The organism is Pelomicrobium sp. G1 (genome assembly GCF_051905455.1).
Lineage (GTDB): Bacteria > Pseudomonadota > Gammaproteobacteria > Burkholderiales > UBA6910 > Pelomicrobium.
Genome location: NZ_JBQACR010000656.1, coordinates 1 through 233 on the forward strand (window position 1 = coordinate 1; position 233 = coordinate 233).

General features: G+C 73.8%; 1 protein-coding gene. It reads right to left on the minus strand.

From position 1 onward, the window contains the following. A partial coding sequence (locus tag ACTFO6_RS20005) for a hypothetical protein (protein WP_439936018.1) occupies positions 1 to 233 on the minus strand: 233 nt, incomplete at both ends.

The following is a 233-nucleotide window of genomic DNA, read 5'->3' on the forward strand; positions in this document are numbered from 1 at the left end:
GGCGCGGGGGACCGGGCCCGTTCGATGGCCTCTCCGCCCTGCTCCGGGGTCGCCTCGATAACCTCCACCAATTGCCGCCGGCGGTCGGAAGGATCCCGCACCGGCGCGGGCCTACCCGGCAGCCGCCGGCCGGAGACGCGAGGCGCGGCGGACCAGGGCCGTGAGAAGGCCAGCTCCAGGCCCTCCGCCATCGCATGCAACGCGACGGGATCGGCGAAGGAAAAACCCAGGGA